Annotated in this window: 17 protein-coding genes; 10 read left to right on the top strand and 7 right to left on the bottom strand. The window is 74.8% G+C overall.

Annotated features, from left to right (window positions below; translation table 11 throughout):
• The first annotated feature begins 3 nt into the window (after window positions 1-3).
• Both EQG70_RS14610 and EQG70_RS14605 read left to right on the top strand, forming a co-directional pair.
• On the top strand, window positions 4-828 hold the full coding sequence (locus tag EQG70_RS14610; protein ID WP_109268617.1) for a glycerophosphodiester phosphodiesterase family protein: 825 nt from the start codon (window positions 4-6) through the stop codon (window positions 826-828).
• Window positions 829-868: 40 nt separating this feature from the next.
• Window positions 869-1,915, top strand: a complete 1,047-nt coding sequence (locus tag EQG70_RS14605; protein WP_017832088.1) for an enoyl-CoA hydratase/isomerase family protein — start codon at window positions 869-871, stop codon at window positions 1,913-1,915.
• 24 nt (window positions 1,916-1,939) lie between these two features.
• On the opposite strand, the gene EQG70_RS14600 is transcribed toward EQG70_RS14605, so the two are convergent.
• Window positions 1,940-2,518: a hypothetical protein gene (locus EQG70_RS14600; RefSeq protein WP_017832087.1), complete on the bottom strand. Its 579-nt coding sequence runs from the start codon at window positions 2,516-2,518 to the stop codon at window positions 1,940-1,942.
• A 272-nt stretch (window positions 2,519-2,790) separates the two neighbouring features.
• Between EQG70_RS14600 and EQG70_RS14595 the strand changes: the two genes are divergently transcribed.
• Both EQG70_RS14595 and EQG70_RS14590 read left to right on the top strand, forming a co-directional pair.
• Complete coding sequence (locus tag EQG70_RS14595) at window positions 2,791-4,146, top strand: phosphoribosyltransferase (protein WP_031282285.1); 1,356 nt, start codon at window positions 2,791-2,793, stop codon at window positions 4,144-4,146.
• Window positions 4,143-5,468: an erythromycin esterase family protein gene (locus tag EQG70_RS14590; RefSeq protein ID WP_109268618.1), complete on the top strand. Its 1,326-nt coding sequence runs from the start codon at window positions 4,143-4,145 to the stop codon at window positions 5,466-5,468. The genes EQG70_RS14595 and EQG70_RS14590 overlap by 4 nt, the downstream gene beginning before the upstream one ends.
• Before the next feature lie 20 nt (window positions 5,469-5,488).
• Here the strand turns inward: EQG70_RS14590 and EQG70_RS14585 are convergent, their stop codons facing one another.
• Window positions 5,489-6,007 carry a hypothetical protein gene (locus tag EQG70_RS14585; protein WP_126346532.1) on the bottom strand — a complete coding sequence of 173 codons (519 nt, stop codon included), beginning with the start codon at window positions 6,005-6,007 and terminating at the stop codon, window positions 5,489-5,491.
• 284 nt (window positions 6,008-6,291) lie between these two features.
• Here EQG70_RS14585 and EQG70_RS14580 point away from each other — a divergent pair, with 284 nt between their 5' ends.
• From EQG70_RS14580 to EQG70_RS14565, 4 genes are all read left to right on the top strand, one after another.
• Window positions 6,292-6,708: an Hsp20/alpha crystallin family protein gene (locus tag EQG70_RS14580; RefSeq protein ID WP_244296567.1), complete on the top strand. Its 417-nt coding sequence runs from the start codon at window positions 6,292-6,294 to the stop codon at window positions 6,706-6,708.
• Window positions 6,709-6,866: 158 nt separating this feature from the next.
• Window positions 6,867-7,298 (top strand): universal stress protein, encoded by a 432-nt coding sequence (locus tag EQG70_RS14575; RefSeq protein ID WP_017832082.1) that lies wholly within the window; start codon window positions 6,867-6,869, stop codon window positions 7,296-7,298.
• A gap of 76 nt (window positions 7,299-7,374) precedes the next feature.
• Window positions 7,375-7,803 (top strand): universal stress protein, encoded by a 429-nt coding sequence (locus EQG70_RS14570; RefSeq protein ID WP_017832081.1) that lies wholly within the window; start codon window positions 7,375-7,377, stop codon window positions 7,801-7,803.
• Between the two features lie 85 nt (window positions 7,804-7,888).
• A complete protein-coding gene (locus EQG70_RS14565; RefSeq protein WP_109268619.1) occupies window positions 7,889-8,317 on the top strand; it encodes a universal stress protein in 429 nt (142 codons plus the stop codon).
• Between the two features lie 9 nt (window positions 8,318-8,326).
• On the opposite strand, the gene EQG70_RS14560 is transcribed toward EQG70_RS14565, so the two are convergent.
• From EQG70_RS14560 to EQG70_RS14540, 5 genes are all read right to left on the bottom strand, one after another.
• Complete coding sequence (locus EQG70_RS14560; RefSeq protein ID WP_109268620.1) at window positions 8,327-10,216, bottom strand: heavy metal translocating P-type ATPase; 1,890 nt, start codon at window positions 10,214-10,216, stop codon at window positions 8,327-8,329.
• Complete coding sequence (gene ppsA, locus EQG70_RS14555; RefSeq protein WP_109268621.1) at window positions 10,213-12,630, bottom strand: phosphoenolpyruvate synthase; 2,418 nt, start codon at window positions 12,628-12,630, stop codon at window positions 10,213-10,215. Before ppsA ends, EQG70_RS14560 begins: the two co-directional genes overlap by 4 nt.
• Before the next feature lies 1 nt (window position 12,631).
• On the bottom strand, window positions 12,632-13,057 hold the full coding sequence (locus EQG70_RS14550; RefSeq protein WP_017832077.1) for a four-helix bundle copper-binding protein: 426 nt from the start codon (window positions 13,055-13,057) through the stop codon (window positions 12,632-12,634).
• Between the two features lie 37 nt (window positions 13,058-13,094).
• Window positions 13,095-13,496 carry a hypothetical protein gene (locus EQG70_RS14545; RefSeq protein WP_109268622.1) on the bottom strand — a complete coding sequence of 134 codons (402 nt, stop codon included), beginning with the start codon at window positions 13,494-13,496 and terminating at the stop codon, window positions 13,095-13,097.
• Between the two features lie 149 nt (window positions 13,497-13,645).
• Entirely contained in the window at window positions 13,646-15,004 is a 1,359-nt protein-coding gene (locus EQG70_RS14540; RefSeq protein WP_017832075.1) for a uracil-xanthine permease family protein, read from the bottom strand.
• A 182-nt stretch (window positions 15,005-15,186) separates the two neighbouring features.
• Here EQG70_RS14540 and EQG70_RS14535 point away from each other — a divergent pair, with 182 nt between their 5' ends.
• Together EQG70_RS14535 and EQG70_RS18855 are read left to right on the top strand one after the other, a co-directional pair.
• Window positions 15,187-16,248: an iron-containing redox enzyme family protein gene (locus tag EQG70_RS14535; protein WP_167508913.1), complete on the top strand. Its 1,062-nt coding sequence runs from the start codon at window positions 15,187-15,189 to the stop codon at window positions 16,246-16,248.
• Entirely contained in the window at window positions 16,245-16,556 is a 312-nt protein-coding gene (locus EQG70_RS18855; RefSeq protein ID WP_109222238.1) for a CDGSH iron-sulfur domain-containing protein, read from the top strand. The genes EQG70_RS14535 and EQG70_RS18855 overlap by 4 nt, the downstream gene beginning before the upstream one ends.
• The last annotated feature ends 1 nt before the right edge of the window (window position 16,557 follow it).

Below are 16,557 nucleotides of genomic sequence, written 5' to 3'. Positions count from 1 at the left end.
GGGGTGACCCCTCCAGCGCGCCGGCGCGACGCCCCCGCAGCCCTGGCCCACCGCGGTTTCTGCCGGGACGGTGCCGAGAACACCCTCGACGCCTTCCGGGCGGCCCGGGACCTCGGCTACGAGTGGATCGAGACGGACGTCAACACGACGGCCGACGGGGTGGTCCTGTCCTTCCACGACGAGACCCTCGACCGCGTCACCGGCGGCAGCGGGAAGGTCTCCGCCCTGACCTGGGCGCAGATCAGGGCCGAGCGCGTCGCCGGCGTCGGGCGCATCCCCCGCTTCGCCGACCTGCTGACGGAGCTCCCCGAGCTGAAGTTCAACGTGGACGTCAAGGACGAGGCGTCCGTGGCGGCCCTGCCGGCGCTGCTCCACGAGCTCGGCGCCGTGGACCGGGTGCGGGTGACCTCCTTCTCCGAGAGCCGCCGGCGCCGCACGCTGCGGCGGATCCGCGAGCTGGACGGCCGGACCGTGCCCACGTCCTCCGGCAAGGAGGGGATGCGCCTGCTGCTCGTGTGCTCGTGGCTGGGCGGGCCCACCTGGCGTCTCGCGCGGCGGGCGGCCGCCCGGTGGATCGAGCCGTTCGACACCGTGCAGATCCCCCGCCGGTACCGGGTGCGGGGCGGGGCCGAGGTCCAGCTCGTGACCCCCCGCTTCCTGGACTTCGCCCACCGGCACGGCATCGACGTGCACGTGTGGACCGTCAACGAGACGGCCGAAATGGCGGAGCTGCTCGAGCTCGGGGTCGACGGGATCGTCACCGACCGGGCCGACCTGCTCGCCTCCCTCCTGGCGCAGCGTGGACAGTGGCCGCCCTCCGGCGTGTGAGCCGTGGCACGGCGGCGCGACCCGTGGCAGGGTGGGAGCCATGACCGACACTGCCACGACCGGCACCGCGCAGCACGTCCTGACCGAGGTCCGCAACGGCACCGGGCACATCGTGCTCAACCGGCCCCGTCAGCTCAACGCCCTCACCGCACAGATGTACCGGGACCTCAAGACCGCGCTCGACGCGTGGCGGGACGACGACGCCGTGCGCCACGTGCTCGTCACCTCGGCCTCCCCGCGGGCGTGGTGCGCCGGCGGCGACATCCGGGAGGTCCGCGACGCCGTGCTCGCCGGGCGGACGGAGGAGGCCACGGGGGTGTTCGCCGTCGAGTACGCCCTCGACTGCCTGATCGCGGACTACCCCAAGCCCTACGTGGCGCTCATGAACGGGATCTGCATGGGCGGCGGCATGGGCATCTCCGTGCACGGTTCCCACCGCGTGGTAGGTCCCTCCACGGTCATGGCGATGCCCGAGACGAAGATCGGCTTCTTCACCGACATCGGCGCCTCCTGGTTCCTGCCGCGCGTCTCCCGGCCGGACCACCGCGGCGAACCGGGCCTGGCCGTGGGCCGCTGGCTCGCCCTCGGCGGGCAGCGGCTCGGCGGCGCGGACGCCGTCGCCCTCGGGCTGGCCGACGTCCTCGTGGCGGACGAGGACTTCGAGGCCCTCGCCGGGGCCGTGGTGGAGGAGGGCCCGGAGGACGCCCTCTCCCGCTTCGCGCGCGAGCCCGAGCCGTCCTCCGTGGTGGCGCGGTGGGAGGAGATCGAGGAGCGCTACGGCGCCCCGACCCTCGAGCAGATCGTCGCCGCCGCGCCGGAGGACCTCGCGGGGATGAGCCCCTCCTCGCTGGTGCGCACCTTCGAGCTGCTGGAGCGCGGCGCGGCCGACGACAGCGTGCGCTCCTGCCTCGAGCGGGAGCTGCGCCTCGCCGCGGACACGATCGCCCGCCCCGACTTCGCCGAGGGCGTGCGGGCGGTCCTCGTGGACAAGGACAACCGGCCGGCCTGGGAGCACGCCTCCGTCACGGACGTCGACGTCGCGGCCGTCCGGGCCGTGCTCGACGAGAAGCTGCCGCTGCCCCGCTGACCGGCCGGCACCGGCCCGGCGCGCTCAGCGGCGGGACGGGTGCTTCCCGTTGTCGCTGACCACCGGCCGGGGAGGACCCCACCGGTCACCGGCCGGGGTGGGGCGGTCCACGAACCGGCGGTAGCCGAGGTACAGCACCACGGCCAGCGCCACGGTGACCACGGCGAACGAGGCGACGGTGTCCTGCGAGACCAGGCTGCGGACCACGCTGTGCAGCAGCGTGAACAGACCGCCGAGCAGCACGCCGTGGGCGAGCACCGGTCGGCGCCGCTCCACCGCCAGGCTCGCCCCCAGCAGCACGACGGACGCGACCAGGGCGATCACGCCGACGTCGCGGCTGTGCCGCATGTGCTCGACCTCCCACGCCCCCCGTTCGCGCTCGTAGGCCGCCCACTGCTGCTGCTCCTCCGGGGCGAGCTCGCGGGTCTCCCGCGCCATCGCGACCGCCGGGGGCGGCGCGGGCTCCTCCGGGCCGGGGTGGACCGTGGCGACGCCGAGACCCACGAACAGGGCCAGCAGCAGCCCCAGGAAGAACGTGTAGACCGTCCGCATGACCCTGCCGTCCGTGCGGTCCTCGGCGCTGTCCTGCGTGCGGTCCTTCATGCGGCGTGCTCCGTCTCCCCCGCCGGTGCGGGACGTCCGTCCAGGGCGCCCGGGTCCGCGGCCGGCCGGCCGCCGGGGCGTGCTCACATTGTGGGGCGGGCCTGCTCCGTTGTCCACGTCCGTCACCTGGCCCGCGGGCCTTCCACCGTGTTCCCCGCCTGCCTACGCTGGAGTCCTCCGCGGCGGCCCACGGGACCCGGGGGGCGCGAACGGAGCCGGGCGAGCACCGGAGGGCGGTGGGCCGCGCGCCCGCCGGAGAGGCGGTGGGGACCATGGTGGTCTTCGAGAACAGGGTCGAGGCCGGGCGGCAGCTGGGGAAGCGGCTGAGGTCCCTGCGCGGGCAGGACGTGGTGGTGCTGGGACTGCCCCGCGGCGGGGTGCCCGTGGCCCACGAGGTGGCCCGCATCCTGGACGCGCCGCTGGACGTCATCGTGGTGCGGAAACTGGGGGTCCCCTCCCAGCCCGAGCTGGCCATGGGCGCCATCGGGGAGGAGGGCGCCCGCGTGCTCGACGAGCGGACCCTCCAGTACTTCGGGGTGACGGACGCGCAGCTCGAGCAGATCGAGGCGCGGGAGCGGGCCGTGCTCGAGGCGCGGACGGCGCGCTTCCGGGAGGGCCGGGAGCGGGTCGATCTCACCGGGCGGACCGCCCTGGTCGTCGACGACGGCATCGCCACCGGCTCCACGGCCCGCGTGGCCTGCCGGATCGCCCGCCAGCTGGGCGCCGCGCGCGTGGTGCTGGCCGTCCCGGTGGCCCCGCAGGAGGCCCTGGGCCGGGTGGTGGAGGCGGACGAGGTGATCTGCCTCGCGACCCCGCCGTACTTCACGGCCGTCGGCTACCACTACCGGGACTTCTCCGCCACCGAGGACGACGAGGTGGTGGCCCTGCTGGACGCCGCCAGGCGCCGCCACCAGCCGGAGCTGCCCGCGCCGCCCCGGGCGGGGCCGGCCGCGCACGGCTATCCGGTCGACGCCGACGTGCGCATCCCGGCCGGGAGGGAGCAGCTCGAGGCGCACCTGCACCTGCCGGCGCCCGGCGCCGGGGTGGTGGTCTTCGCCCACGGCAGTGGCAGCAGCCGGCGCAGCCCGCGGAACCAGTACGTGGCCTCCGTCCTGCAGCAGGCGGGGCTCGGCACCCTGCTGCTCGACCTGCTCACCCCCGGGGAGGAGACGGACCGCGGCAACGTCTTCGACATCGGCCTGCTCGCCGAGCGGCTGCTCCTGGCCACGGCGTGGCTGCGCGAGCAGCCCGGTTCCGCGGCGTCCCCGGTCGGGTACTTCGGGGCGAGCACCGGCGCCGGCGCCGCCCTGTGGGCCGCGGCCGAGCCCGGCGCGTCCATCGCGGCCGTGGTCTCCCGCGGCGGCCGGCCGGACCTCGCGGACGAGCGGCTGCGCTCGGTGCAGGCACCCACCCTGCTGATCGTCGGCAGCGAGGACTCCGAGGTGCTCGGCCTCAACCGGTGGGCGCAGGAGTCGATGCGCTGCCCCACCCGGTTGGCCGTGGTGGAGGGCGCCACGCACCTCTTCGAGGAGCCCGGCACGCTCGCCGAGGCCGCCGCGCTGGCCCGGGACTGGTTCCTGCGCCACCTCTCCCCGGCCGGGGAGCACGGCGACGGGACGTCCCGGTGAGCCCGCTCGGGCGCGGCCCCTCCCGGGAGGCCGGGGTCCTCGCGGAGATCCGCTCCCTCGCCCGGCCGCTGGAGACGGCGCAGGACCTCGACCCGCTCGTGGAGCGCTGCGCCGGCGTCCGGTTCGTGTGCGTGGGGGAGGCGTCCCACGGCACGCACGAGTACTACCGGTGGCGGGCCCTGCTCAGCCGCCGGCTCATCGAGGAGCACGGCTTCACCTGGATCGGGGTCGAGGGGGACTGGCCGGACTGCTGGCGGATCGACCGGTGGGTGCGCGGCGAGGCGGACCAGGACCTCGACGCCCACGGCGTCCTCGCGGGCTTCGAGCGCTGGCCCACGTGGATGTGGGCGAACGAGGAGGTCGCCGAGTTCCTCGACTGGCTCCGGGAGGAGAACGCCCGCCGGGCCGGCCACGAGCAGGTCGGCTTCTACGGCCTGGACGTCTACTCGCTGTGGGACTCGCTGCGGGAGATCATCGGCTGGCTCGGGACGAGCGCCCCCGAGGCGCTGCCCGCCGCGCTGCAGGCGTGGCAGTGCTTCGTCCCCTTCCACGAGGACCCGCACCGCTACGCGTGGCGGACGCGGATCGTGCCCGAGAGCTGCGAGGCCGACGTCGTCGCCCTCCTCGCCGAGGTGCGCCGGCGCACCATGGACCGGACGGCCGGGGACCCCGCCGCGTTCGACGCCGTCCTCAACGCCATGGTGACGGTCGACGCCGAGCGCTACTACCGGACCATGGTGCGCGGCGACCGGCAGTCCTGGAACGTGCGGGACGAGCACATGGCGGACACCGCGGACCTGCTCTCCCGCCACCACGGGCCCGGCGCCAAGGGCCTGGTGTGGGAGCACAACTCCCACGTGGGGGACGCCCGGGCCACCGACATGTTCGACGCCGGGCTGGTCAACGTGGGTCAGCTGCTGCGCGAGCGCCACCCCGCGCACGAGGTGGTGCTGGTCGGCCTCGCCTCCTGGACCGGCACGGTGGTCGCGGCGGAGGCGTGGGGCGCGGCCGAGGAGGTGCTCGCCGTCCCGCAGGCTCGTGCCGGCAGCCACGAGGACCTCCTGCACCGGGCGCTGGAGGAGGACGCGGTGCTCGTCTTCGGCCGCGACCGCTCCGGGCCCTGGCTCTCCGGGAGGTTCGGCCACCGGGCCGTCGGGGTGGTGTACCACCCGTGGCGCGAGGCCGGCAACTACGTCCCCACCCGCATGGGGGAGCGCTACGACGCGCTGCTGTGGTTCGGGACGACCGCCGCCCTGCGGCCCCTGCACCACGAGGCCCCGCCCGAGGAGCCCGAGCTGGAGACCGAGCCGACGGGCTTCTAGAGGCGTCCCGGCGGAGCGGCTCAGACGCCGCTCTGCTCCCGGTGCGCCTCCTCGGGCGCGCCCGCCGGGGGACGGTCCTGGAAGAAGCGCCGGTGGCCGAGGACCAGCACCACCGCCAGGCCCACGCTCACGGCGACGAACGTCATGGTGGTCTCGCTGGAGGCGAAGCTGCGGCCGATGGCGTAGATCAGGGTGAACAGCCCGCCCAGCATCACCCCGTTGGTCAGCACCCTGTTGCGCTTCTCCAGCACGAGGCTGAGACCGAGCAGCACCACGGAGGCGCCCAGGGCCACGACCGCCACGTCGCGGCTGTAGCTCTGCTGCTCCTCCTGCCACTGCCGCCACTGCCGGTCGTTCTCCTCCATCTCCGCGCGCTGCTCCTCGGTCGGAGCGCCCCCCTCGGGCACGAACTCCATCCCCGCGGTCGGCTCCGGCATCTCCGGCCCCGGATAGAACGTCTGGATCCCCAGGCCCACGAACAGGGCCAGCAGGGCCCCCAGGAAGAACGTGTAGACGATCTTCATCACGTTGTTGTCCACCGCGGACACCCCGCTCTCTCCCGGTCCCCGGGGTGGCCGCCGGACGGCGACAGAACCCGTGGGGATGCCCCGATTATCGCCCTGTCGCACCTGCGAATCCAGTGTCCCCGGGGGCCGGTGGAGCGGGCCCCCGTCATCATGCGTCCCGGACCCCGCGGCCCTTACGCGCCCGGTCGGCGGTGTCTACGCTTGAAGGGTCGAGGCGGACCGCACCGGTCCCGCCGGCCGTCCGGGACGACGTCCCGGACGGCCGCGGCACCGGTGCCACGGGAAGGAGTCAGGTCATGGCCGGATTGATGCGCAGGGAGGGGCTGGAGATGCTCGAGCCCCTCCGACGCCTCCTGGAGGGGGACGTCGAGGCCTCCTGGCCCCGTGTGGAGGAGTACCGGGACGGCCACACCGTGGTGATCCGGGCGGAGCTGCCCGGCATCGACCCCGAGCAGGACGTGGAGCTCACGGTGGCCGACGACGTGCTCCACCTGCGGGCCGAGCGCAGGGAGCGGACCGAGCACAAGGACAAGGGCGGTTACCGCTCGGAGTTCCGCTACGGCTCGTTCTCCCGCGCCCTGCCGCTGCCCGCCGGGTGCCGGGACGAGGACATCAGCGCCGCGTACCGCGACGGCGTGCTGGAGGTGCGCGTGCCCGTCGCCGGGCACGTCGAGCCGCCCGCGACCCGGAAGATCCAGGTCACCCGCGGCTGAGGACGCCGCGCGTCGCCCGTGCGACGGCAGGCGGGGCGGTGCCGCCCGCCGGCCGTCATGCGGGCCCCGGGACCGGGGATCCGTTGTGACGCACCTCACCGGGTCCTATCGTGGAGACAGGCGGACCGGCCGGCCCGCCGGGAACAAGGGGGAACACCATGGGCGAGCCGTCGTCCGGAGGCCGGATCGTCGTGGGAGTCGACGGGTCCGGGTCGTCCAAGGCCGCGCTCCGGGAGGGAGTGCGGCTCGCCGAGGCCCTGGGCGCACCGCTCGAGGCCATCATGTGCTGGGAGGACCCGCTGCTCTACGAGAGCTACCGCGTGGTGGACCCCGAGGAGTTCCGCCGCGGCAGCGAGCAGCTGTTCGAGAGCACCCTCGAGGAGGTGTTCGGGGAGCAGCGCCCGGCGAACCTGACCACCCGGCTCCTGCGCGGCCAGCCCGCCGCCCGGCTCATCGAGGAGAGCGAGGAGGCCCGGATGCTCGTGGTGGGCCGGCGGGGAACGGGCGGGGTGCTGGGGATGATCCTCGGCTCCGTCTCCTCGGCCCTCGTCTCCCACGCCAAGTGCCCCGTCCTCGTGGTGCGGCACTGAGCGGTCCGCCAGGTTCCTGGCGGACGGAGCGCGCCCCGGGCACGGACCGCGGGCGCCGGAACGAAGGAGCTCGGCCATGGAGACACCGTCCCAGCAGCGGATCCTCGTCGGCATCGACGGATCGGACTCCTCGAAGGAGGCCCTCCGGGCGGGGGACAGGATCGCCCGCGCCCTGGGCGTCCCGCTGACCGCCCTCATGTTCTGGGAGGGGCCGCCCCTCTACGAGGGCTGGGAGACCGTCGACCCGGACCGGCCGCCGGCCGGCAGCGTGGAGCTGCTCCGCTCGACGGTCGCCGACGTGTTCGGCGCGGACCCCCCGGAGCACGTGCGTGCCGAGCTGCTCCACGGACGGGCCGCGGCCCGCCTGGTCGAGGAGAGCGAGAACGCCCTGATGCTGGTGCTCGGGCGCCGCGGCCACGGAGGCCTGCGGGGCTCGGCCCTGGGCTCCGTCTCCAACGCGTGCATCGACCACGCCCACTGCCCGGTGCTGGTCGTCCGGCACTGACCGGCCGGCGCCGGCCACCCGGCGCGGGCCACGCGGCACCGACAGGCCGGCTCCCGGCAGCCGGCCCGGACAAGGAGGTTCGGTCATGAACGCACCGACGGACCAGCGGATCCTCGTGGGGATCGACGGCTCGGAGTCCTCGATGGAGGCCCTGCGGCTCGCGTCGAGGCTCGCGGAGGCCCTCGACGCCCCGCTCGAGGCGATCGCGTGCGCGGGGGACCCCACCGTGCTGGACGCCGAGCTCCTCGTCGACGAGGAGGCGCTGCGCGCCAACCACGAGCGGATCCTCGCGCGCACGGTCGCGGCCGTCTTCGGGGAGGACGTCCCCGGCCGTCTGACCACCACGGTGACGCACGGCCGCCCGGCAGGCCGGCTCATCGCGGAGAGCGAGACCGCGCAGCTGCTCGTGCTCGGCCGGCGCGGCCGCGGCGGGCTGCTCGGCTCCTCCCTGGGGTCGGTCTCCCACGCGTGCGTCTCCTACGCCCACTGCCCGGTGCTCGTCGTCCGGCACTGAGCCGGCCGGTCACCGTTCGCCGCGGGGCCCGCGGAGGGCGCGCAGGGCGTTGAGGATGGCCAGGAGGTCCACGACCTCCTGGCTGAGGGCGCCGAAGATCGCGGGGATCGCCCCGGTGGCGGCCACGAGCATGAGCACCACGGACAGGGCGATGCCCAGCCAGATGCTCTGCAGGGCCACCTGCATGGTGCGCCGGCCGATCCGCACCGCCGTCGCGGTCCTGGCGAGGTCCTCGGTGAGGATCACCACGTCGGCGGACTCGCTGGCGGCGGTCGCGCCCCGGGCGCCCATCGCGACGCCGACGTCGGCGGCGGCGAGCACGGGGGCGTCGTTGACGCCGTCGCCGACCATGAGCACCGGACGGTGCGGGGCGCTGCGGACGGTGCGGACCTTGTCCTCGGGCAGGCACTCGGGCAGCACCCGGGTGATGCCCAGCGCCGCGGCGACGTGCTCCACGGTGGCGCGGGCGTCACCGCTGAGCACGAGGATCTCCCGGACCCCGAGCGCGGTCAGCTCGGCCATCGTGGCCGCCGCGTCCTCGCGCACCTGGTCGCTCATCACCAGGGTGCCGGCGAAGCGGCCGTCCACGGCCACGTAGACGGCCAGCTCGCCCGGCCCGAGCGCCTGCTCGACCACGTCCGGGGCGGAGCGGGCCACGTGGGCGCGCTTGCCGACCACCACCCGGCGTCCCTCCACGGTGGCGGTGACCCCGTGGGTGGCCTCCTCGTGGGCCTCCTCGGCCGGGGCCGGCGCGAGCCCCCGGGCGAGCGCGGCGTCCCGCACCGAGGCGGAGAGCACGTGGGAGGAGTACTGCTCGGCGGACGCCGTCAGGCGCAGCAGCTCCTCCTCCGGGAACGGGGGGCGGGCGTGGACGGCCAGCAGCTCGGGGCGGCCGTAGGTGATCGTCCCGGTCTTGTCGAAGGCCACGGTGCGCACCGCGGCGAGCCGCTCGAGGGTCCCGGCGTTCTTGATGATGACGCCGTTGCGCGCCGCCCGGCTCATCCCGCCCAGGAACGCCACGGGGGCGGCGATCAGCAGCGGGCAGGGGGTGGCCACCACGAGCACCTCCGCGAAGACCACCGGGTCCCCGTGGTACCACCACGCCAGCCCGGCCACGAGGAGGGCGAACGCGGTGAAGGGCACGGCGTAGCGGTCGGCCAGGCGCACCACCGGCGCTCGGGACTCCGCGGCCTCCCGCACCATCGCCACGATCTGGGAGTACTGGCTGTCCGCCGCGGTGGCGGTGGCCCGCAGCACCACGGCCTGCTGCTCGTTGAGGACGCCCGAGAGCACCGGCTCCCCGGCGCGGCGGGTCACGGGCAGGCTCTCCCCGGTGATGGAGGACTCGTCGAAGTCGGCCTCCGCGCCGACCAGGCACCCGTCCACGGGGACGACCTCGGCGGGGCGGACCAGCAGCTCGTCCCCGGGGCGGACCTCCTCGACCGGGACGTCCTCGACGGACCCGTCCGGGTGCCGCCGGTGGGCCAGCACCGGAGCCCGCTCGAGCAGCGCGTTGAGCTCCTTGCGGGCCCGGTTCGCCGCGTAGTCCTCGAGGGCCTGGCCACCGGTGAGCATGAGGACCACCACGAGGGACGCCAGGTACTCGCCGACCGCCACGGTCGAGCTGATCGCCGTGACGGCCAGCAGGTCCACGCCCCAGTGCCCGGCGACGACGTCCGCGACCATGCCCCACGCCACCCGGGCGGCCACGACCAGGGCCCACCCGGAGCCCAGCCACTGCGCCGGCCCCGGCTGCCCGGCGACCAGCAGTCCCACGACCACGGCGCCCACGGCCAGGGTCACGGCCACGAGCGGATAGCGCCGCGGGAACTCGAGCAGCCGTCCCGCGCGGCCGGGCTCGACGTCCAGGTCGGGGCGTGCGCCCACCGAGAGGCTCATGCGTCCATTGTGCCCCCGGGCCCGGCCGCGAGGCGCCGCTCGGTCTCGGCGATCCGCCGCGCGGTGCGCAGGAAGCTGTCCGGGTTCAGGGAGATCGAGTCGATCCCCTCCCGCACCAGGAACTCGGCGAAGTCGGGGTGGTTGCTGGGCCCCTGGCCGCAGATGCCGATGGGGATGCCCGCGGCGTGGGCCTTGCGGATCGCCTCGCTGATCATCCGGGTCACGGCCTCGTCCCGCTCGTCGAACAGCGCCCGCAGGGCCTCCGCGTCCCGGTCCACCCCCAGGACGAGCTGCGTGAGGTCGTTGGAGCCGATGGAGAAGCCGTCGAACCGCGTGGCGAACTGCTCTGCCAGGACCACGTTGGAGGGGATCTCGCACATCATGTACACCTTCAGGCCGTGCCGCCCGCGCTCGAGGCCGTGCTCGGCCATCGTGGCCAGGACCCGGTCCGCCTCGCCCACGGTGCGGCAGAAGGGAACCATGACCACCACGTTGTCGAAGCCGATGCGCTCGCGCACCCGCCGCAGCGCCCGGCACTCGAGGGCGAAGCCCTCCCGGTACCGGGGGTCGTAGTAGCGGGAGGCCCCCCGGAAGCCGAGCATCGGGTTCTCCTCGGGCTCCTCGAAGGCCGCCCCGCCCACGAGGTGGGCGTACTCGTTGGACTTGAAGTCGCTGAGCCGCACGATCACCGGCCGGGGGTGGTACGGGGCGGCGAGCTTGGCGAGGCCCAGCGCCAGCGTCTGCACGAAGTACTCCTGGCCGTCCGGGAAGCCCGCCGTCAGCTCCGCGATCCGCCGGCGGTCCGCCTCGTCCCGGACCCGCTCCGGGTGAACGAGGGCCATGGGATGGACCTCGACGATGTTGTTGACGACGAACTCCATCCGGGCCAGACCCACCCCGTCGGCCGGCAGCCGCCACCAGCGGAAGGCCGCGGCGGGGCTCGCCACGTTGACCATGATCGCGGTGCGCGACTCCGGCAGCTCCCCGAGGTCGACCTCCTCGACGTCGAACGGGAGGGTGCCCTCGTAGACCGTGCCCCGGTCGCCCGCCGCGCAGGAGACCGTCAGCTCCTGGCCCTCCGGGATGGTCCGCGAGGCGTCCCCGGTGCCGACGACGGCGGGCAGGCCCAGCTCCCGGCTGACGATCGCCGCGTGGCTGGTGGTCCCGCCGTGGTCGGTGACGATCGCGGCGGCGCGCTTCATCACCGGGACCCAGTCCGGGTCCGTCATCTCGGTGACGAGCACCGACCCGTCCCGGAAGGACTCGATGTCCGCCGCGGTGCGGACCACGCAGGCCGGGCCGGTGGCCACGGCGTCCCCGACCGCGGCGCCCACCGCGAGCACGCGCCCCTCGCCCCGGAGGTGGTGGATCGTGAAGCGGGTCCCGCTGCGACCGGCCTGGACGGTCTCCGGCCTGGCCTGCAGGAGGAACAGCTCTCCCGTCAGCCCGTCCTTCGCCCACTCCAAGTCCATGGGGCGGCCGTAGTGGTCCTCGACGAGCACGGCCCAGCGGCCGAGCCGCAGGACGTCGTCGTCGCCGAGCACCCACGCCTGCCGCTCCGCGGGGGAGGTCTGCACGAGCCGGGTGGCGGCGGCCCCGGCAGGGGCGTCGTCGTCGTGGACGAGCTTGTGCAGCTTGGCCCCCCGGGTCCGCTCCACGATCGGGGCCTCCGCCACGTCGAGGAGGGGCTTGAACACGAGGTACTTGTCCGGGTCCACGGTGCCCTGCACGACCGTCTCGCCCAGGCCCCACGTCGCGCTGATCACGGCCACGCGCGGGAAGCCGCTCTCGGTGTCGATCGAGAACATCACCCCGGAGCAGCCGAGGTCCGCCCGGACCATCTCCTGCACGCCGACGGACAGGGCGACGGCGAGGTGGTCGAACCCCTTGAGCTCCCGGTAGGTGATGGCCCGGTCCGTGAACAGGGACGCGTAGCACCGCCGGCACGCCTCCAGCAGCTCGTCCTCGCCGACCACGTTGAGGAACGTCTCCTGCTGGCCGGCGAAGCTCGCGTCCGGGAGGTCCTCGGCGGTCGCGCTGCTGCGCACGGCCACGGACAGCCCGGCGCGGCCCGTGCGCGCGGAGAGCTCCCGGTAGAACTGCCGGATCTGCCGTGCCGTCCCCGCGGGGAACTCGCCGCGCAGGAACAGCTCGCGCACGGCGGCGCCGGTCTCCCGCAGCGTGGCACGGCCCGCGCGGTGGTCCTCGAGCCGGTCCCGGAGGGCGGGCCCGATCCCGTTGGCCTCCACGTAGGACCGGTACGCGTCCGCGGTGGTCGCGAAGCCCCCCGGCACGCGCACCCCCCGCGAGGCCAGCTCCCGGACCATCTCCCCGAGGGAGGCGTTCTTGCCGCCCACCCGGGGGACGTCCGCGATCCCGAGCTCCTCGAACCAGTGGACCTCGGGGGCGGCCACGTCAGCTCCTCCGGCTCAGCAGGTCCGCGCAGGCCTCGTCGCACCGCTCGCACGCCTCGGCCACGAGGGCGCAGTGCTCGTAGACCTCGGCGTGCCGCCGGCACGCGTCCCGGCACGCCCGGGCCGCGGCCCCGCACGCCTCGAGCAGCGGCACCAGCACGGCCCGGCCGTCCCCGGGCTCCGGGAAGCCGAGGCGGGCCAGCACCTGGGCGGTTGCCGAGCCGATCACCGCGCAGTCCTGCTCGGCGCGCAGGCAGTCGCGGAGGTCCGCGACGGCGTCCTCCTCCACGCAGGCGTCGGCGCCGATCCGGCAGATCTGGGCGGCCTCGAGGCACGCCTCGATGCACCGGACCTCCGCCGCCCGCTCCTCGCGCGCGAGCTCGGGGGCGGCGGGGTGCGCCATCAGGGCGCGGCTGATCGTGCTCACGGGGTGTCCTCCCTCTGGTGGGACGGTACGGGCCGGTTCAGCCCGCGAGGCGGGACCGCGGGGCGGCTCCGCTCCGTGCCCCCCGGCGCGCGGGCTCGGGGGCCCCGGGGCGGCGCCGGGCGTTCGCCCACCCGGCGAGCCGGGTCACGGTGCCGTGGCCGGGGAGCTCGGCGGGGAGGACGAAGTCGACGGCGGGCGTGCCGCGCACCGCGTCCTCGTGCTCCGCGGCCCAGCGCAGCAGGTCCACGGCGACCGGTTCGACGTGGTGGGCGGTGGTGAGGTCCAGGACCACGGCGATGTCCGGGGCGAGGGTGCGGGCACGGCGGACGAGGGGGCACAGGGCCCGGTGGTTGAGCTCGGTGACGCACCCGCTGACGACGAGCCGGATGTGCCGGCCGTCGAGGTCGACCTGGACGAGAACGGACGGTTTGTGGTGCATGGTCTCTCCCCTGCAGCTCGTGGTGCGCGGCCGGCTGCTCGGCCCTCCCGCACTCCACGCTAGGGGAAAGGAGACCTGGGTCACCAAGAAAGGCGGCCCCTCACCGGCACATTTCGTCTACCGACGAGTAGAGGGGTGTCCGGCGCAGCTCAGCCCAGGGGGGAGGGCAGCCGCGTGGTGTCGGGGGCGAGCGGGTCGCTGCCCACCGTCCCCCGCACGCGGGCCAGGAACGACATGAGGTGGTAGACCACGAGCGTGGCCGCCGTGCCGAGGGCGATGCCCGCGAACTGCAGCCCGGAGGCCTCCCACGTGTAGTCGGCGATCCCGATGATCATGGCCACCGCGGCGGTGGTGAGGTTGACCGGGTTCGAGAAGTCCACGCGGTTCTGCACCCAGATCCGCACGCCGAGCATGCCGATCATCCCGTACAGCACCGTGGCGGCGCCGCCCAGGACCCCTGCGGGGACCGTGGCCACCGCGGCGCCGAAGACCGGGAAGACGCTCAGCAGGATCGCCACCACGGCGGCGACCCAGTAGGCCGCCGTCGAGTAGACGCGCGTGGCCGCCATGACGCCGATGTTCTCGGCGTAGGTCGTGGTGCCCGAGCCGCCGCCCGAGCCGGCGATCATGGTGGCGAGCCCGTCGGACATGATCGCCCGCCCCATGTACGGGTCGAGGTCGTCGCCGGTCATGAGCGCCACGGACTTCACGTGCCCGATGTTCTCGGCGACCAGCACGAGGATGACGGGGACGAACAGGCCCATCAGGGGCAGGTGGAACTCGGGGGTCTGGAACGGGGGCAGCCCGAAGAGGCCCTGCTGCTGCCAGGCGGTGTCGATCCGGCTGAAGTCCACCTCGTCGCGCAGCACCGCGGTGACGTACCCGATGGCCACGCCCAGCAGGATCGACAGGCGCCCGGGCAGGCCGCGGAAGAGCACCGAGACGAGGATGATGGAGGACAGCGTCACCAGTGCGGTGACGGGGGCCTCCATGAAGTTGTCCTTCGCGGACGGCGCCAGGTTGAACCCGATGAGCGCCACGATGGTGCCCGTGACCAGCGGCGGCATGAGCTTCTGGAGCCAGGCGGTGCCCGCGAACTGCACCACCAGGCCGATGAGGAACAGCGCCGCGCCGGCCATGAGGACCCCGCCCAGCGCGCCGCCGGGACCGTACTGGTTCATCGAGGCGGTGATGGGGGCGATGAAGGCGAAGGACGAGCCGAGGTAGGAGGGGACCCGGCCGGCGGTGACCACCAGGAACAGGATCGTGCCCACGCCGGAGAAGAACAGCGTGGTGGACGGCGGGAAGCCCGTGATCAGCGGCACCAGGAACGTGGCGCCGAACATGGCGACCACGTGCTGCGCGCCGATGGTGACCGTCCGGGGCCAGGTGAGCCGCTCGCGCGGCCTGACGACCTCCCCGGCAGTGACGGTGCGGCCGTCGCCGTGGAGGCGCCAGCCCAGGCCGAGGCGGGTGGCGATGGTGCGTCCGGGCACGGGGGAACTCATGCGGGTCTCCTCGACGGCGGGGTGGGAGCCCGGATCCGGGCCTCCACCACTGTACTCGGTGCTCCGCCGGGCGGAGCGGGGGGCCGGACCCGGCGCTGTCGGAGGCCGTCCATATGATCAGCACGGTGATGGAAACTATGATGGTGGGCGATCACCCCCCGCGTCCGGACAGGAGTCGACACATGCGTCAGCCACAGCCACGAGGGCCGCTCGGCGAGGACCTCCTCGCGGTGCTCCGGGAGGAGCCCGGCACCCCCGGGGCCGAGGCCCGGGCCGGGGCGCTGCCGGCGGCCGCCCGCGCCGCCGTGTCCCGCGCGGACGGCGTGCTCGCCGACGACGACGTCCAGCTCAGCCTGTTCGTCCTGCACGCCCTGCACTACCAGGGCGTCGACGGGGTCGACGACCGCTGGGAGAGCGACCCCGAGCTGCTGCGCGCGCGGGAGGTCCTCTCCGGCGCGCTCGAGGTCGAGCTGCGCGCGGAGCTGCCCGCCGACACCGTGCCCGGCACGCCGCAGGCGGTCGCCGACGCCCTGTTCGCCATCGCCGCCGACGACGACGGGCCGAGCCTCGCGCGCCACCTCTCCGGCCGGGCGGACGCCGAGCAGGCCCGGGAGTTCCTGCAGCTGAAGTCCGTCTACCAGCTCATGGAGGGCGACCCGCACACCTGGGGCATCCCCCGGCTGAGCGGCCGGGCGAAGGCCGGACTGATCGAGATCCAGGTCGACGAGTACGGCGGCGGCGACGCCGCGCGCATGCACTCGGCCCTGTTCGCGGCCGGGATGCGCGAGGCCGGCCTCGACGACTCCTACGGCAGCGCCGTGGACCGGGTGCCCGCCGAGTGGCTCGCCGGGGTCAACACCGTCACGATGTTCGGTCTGCACCGCCGGCTGCGCGGCGCGGTGGTGGGGCACCTGGCGATGTACGAGATGACGTCGTCGGTGCCCTCCAAGTTCCTGGCGCGCGGCTTCCACCGCCTGGGACTGCCCGCCGCGGCGGCGTTCTACGACGAGCACGTCGAGGCCGACGCCGCCCACGAGCAGATCGCGGCCCGGGACATGGCCGGCGGCCTCGTGGTCGACGAGCCCGCCGTCGCGGCGGACGTCTTCTTCGGCGCGCGCTGCGTCCTGCACCTGGACGCGCTCGCCGCCCGCCACGCGCTCGCGCGGTGGGAGGCGGGGGAGTCCGCGCTGCGCCCGGCCGCGGCGGAGCCGTCCCGGCGCGGCGCCGCGGAGCTCGTCCGGTGAGCGCGGCGCACCGCCCCGAGGACGTCCGGGCGGTCCCGGGCCCCGCCCCGGCCGCCGAGCCCGTGCCCGAGTCTGCGCCGGTGCCCGACCCCGGACCGGCCGCTGCTGCCGGGTCCGGCGCGGCGGCGACGATCACCGTGTGCCCCGACGGCCCGCTGCTGGTGCGCGGGGGCTACGAGCTGCTGGACGGCGACGACCGGCCCATCGACCCCGGGCGCGCCACCGTGGCGCTGTGCCGCTGCGGGGCGTCGTCCATCAAGCCGTTCTGCGACGGCTCGCACAAGCGGGCCCGGTTCCGGGCCCGCTGAG

Origin of the sequence: Kocuria rosea, from assembly GCF_006094695.1 — a bacterium.
In the GTDB taxonomy this organism is placed as follows: domain Bacteria; phylum Actinomycetota; class Actinomycetes; order Actinomycetales; family Micrococcaceae; genus Kocuria; species Kocuria rosea.
The sequence above is the reverse complement of the archived record's forward strand: the minus strand, read 5'-3'. Positions and strand labels throughout refer to the sequence as shown.